General features: G+C 74.8%; 1 protein-coding gene. It reads right to left on the bottom strand.

Going from position 1 to position 2510, the window contains the following annotated elements:
• Window positions 1–2510, bottom strand: a 2510-nt coding sequence (locus GT030_RS16750; protein ID WP_161201789.1) for a non-ribosomal peptide synthetase, incomplete at both ends; no start/stop codon positions are given.

The following is a 2510-nucleotide window of genomic DNA, read 5'->3' as shown; positions in this document are numbered from 1 at the left end:
GGCGAGCGCGGCGGTCGCGGCGGCCGCGTCCAGCCCGGTGATGTCGAGCCGGGTGAGGCGCTTGCGGGCCTGTACGGAGCCGGGCGGCTGCGCGTACAGGGACGGCTCCTCCTCGGTGGAGCGGGTGACCCGCATCCGGAGCATGTCGTGGTGGTCGATGAGGAGTTGGAGGGTGCCGACGAGGGATTCCTCGTCGGCGCCGGCCGGGGTGCGCAGGACGGCGGACTGGTTGTAGCCGTCCGTCGGGCCGGGCCGCTCCAGGAACCAGGCCGCGATCGGCGTGGGCGGCATCTCGCCGGTGCCCGTCTCGGCGGGTTCGGCCGAGTCCGCCGTCAGCACGGTGGCGACGGCCGCGATGGCCTCCGGCGTGCGGTGCACGAAGACGTCGCGCGGGGTGACGGCGAGCCCGGCCTGCCGGACCCGGCTGACGAGCTGGATGGAGAGGATGCTGTCGCCGCCGAGCGCGAAGAAGTCGTCGTCGCTGCGGACCGTGGCCGCCCGCAGCACGGAGCCGAACACCTCGCACAGCACGCGCTCCCGCTCGGTACGCGGCTCCCCGCCCGGCCGGGTGCCGGTGGTGCGGGCCGGCGCGGGCAGGGCGCGCCGGTCGGTCTTGCCGTTGGTCATCAGCGGCAGCGCGTCCAGGTGCACGAAGACGGCGGGCGTCATGTACGGCGGCAGGACGTCGGCCAGCCCCCGGCGCAGCGCGTCGTCGGCCAGGTCGGCCGCTCCCCCGCCGGGCACGACGTAGGCCACCAGGCGGCGTTCGCCCGGCTGGTCCTCGCGTACGACGGCGCAGGCGGCGGTGATGCCGGGCAGGGCGGCGAGCGCGGTCTCGATCTCGCCGAGCTCGATGCGGAAGCCGTTCAGCTTGACCTGGTCGTCGGCGCGGGAGACGTAGGTGAGCAGGCCGTCCGCGTCGCGCCGGACGAGGTCGCCGGTGCGGTACATCCGGCTTCCGGCGGGCCCGTACGGGTCGGCGACGAAGCGGGTGGCGGTGAGCCCGGCCCGGCCGAGGTAGCCGCGCGCCAGTCCGTCGCCGGCGATGTACAGCTCACCGGTGACCCCTGGCGGCACGGGCTGGAGGCGGGCGTCGAGGACGTGGGCGCGGGTGTTGTCGATGGGGCGCCCGAGCGGCACGCTCCCCTCGGCGGTGTCGGTGTCGTCGTCGGTGTGGTGGTGGGCGGTGGCGTCGATGGTGGTCTCGGTGGGCCCGTACAGGTTGTGCGGCTCGGCCCGCCAGGTGTCCCGGACCCGCCGGGCCAGGGTGCGCGGCAGGGGTTCGCCGCCGCAGAGCACGGCCCGCAGCGATGTCGGCGCTTCCTCGCCGGCCGTCTCGGTGAGCACCAGCGAGAGGTGCGAGGGCACGAACTGGGCGATGGTGACGCCCAGTTCACGCGCCCGGCCGAGCAGCCCGGCGGGGTCGTGGTTGAGGGCGGCCGGTACCGGGCAGGTGGAGCCGCCGTGCAGCAGGGGCAGCCAGGTCTCCCACACCGAGGCGTCGAAGCTGGGCGAGGTCCGGGCGAGGACCCGGTCGGCACCGGTGAGGGCGAGGTGGCCGGCCATCCACGCCATGTGGTTGGTGAGCGAGGCGTGGGTGACGACGACACCCTTGGGGCGGCCGGTGGAGCCCGAGGTGTAGATGACGTACGCCGCGTCGCGCGGGTCGGGCACGGTGGCGGGCGGCGCGGTGTGCCCGGTGGACCAGGCGGCCCGGTCGTCCAACGGGAGTACCGGAACGGCCAGTCGACGGTCCCGGACGCGGTGGGCGTGGGTGAGCAGGAGGACCGGGCGGGCGTCGGACAGGGTGTACACGATGCGCGCCTCGGGGTGTTCCAGGTCGACGGGCAGATAGGCGGCCCCGGCCTTGGTGACGGCGAGCATCGCCACGACCTGGTCGGCGGTGCCCTCCAGGGCGAGGGCGACGAGATCGCCCCGGCCGACGCCCCGGCCGCGCAGGTGGTGCGCGAGGTCGTCCGAGAGCTGGTCGAGTTCGGTGAAGGTGAGGGCGCGGTCGGCGCCGCGTACCGCGACGGCGTCCGGGGTGCGGGCGCACTGCACGCGGAACGCCTCGGGTGCCGTCCGCGCGGCCACCGGGCGGACCGGCCCGAGCGCCGCCCGCTCCAGTCGCTCCCGCTCGGACGCGCCCAGCACCTCGGCCTGGTGCACCCGCTGTCCGGGGTCGGCCGCGAGGGAGACGAGGAGACGGGTCAGCCGGTCGGCGAGGGTGTACGCGGTGGCGTGGTCGAACAGCTCGGTGGAGAACTCCAGCACCCCGTCGAGCCCCGTCGGGCGCCCTGCGCTGTCCTCGGTCTCGGTAAAGGTGAAGGTCAGGTCGAACTTGCTGATGCCGGTACGCACCGGCTGCTCGGAGACGGTGAGACCGGGCAGCTCGATGTCGGCGCCGGCCGTGTTCTGCAGTACCAGCATGGTCTGGAACAGCGGGTGGTGGTTCTGCGCCCGCTCCGGACTGAGGGCGTCCACCAGCCGCTCGAAGGGCACGTCCTGGT

Origin of the sequence: Streptomyces sp. SID1328, from assembly GCF_009865595.1 — a bacterium.
In the GTDB taxonomy this organism is placed as follows: domain Bacteria; phylum Actinomycetota; class Actinomycetes; order Streptomycetales; family Streptomycetaceae; genus Streptomyces; species Streptomyces griseoluteus.
Note: the sequence above shows the minus strand (reverse complement) of the source record. Positions and strands in the feature narration are given on the sequence as shown.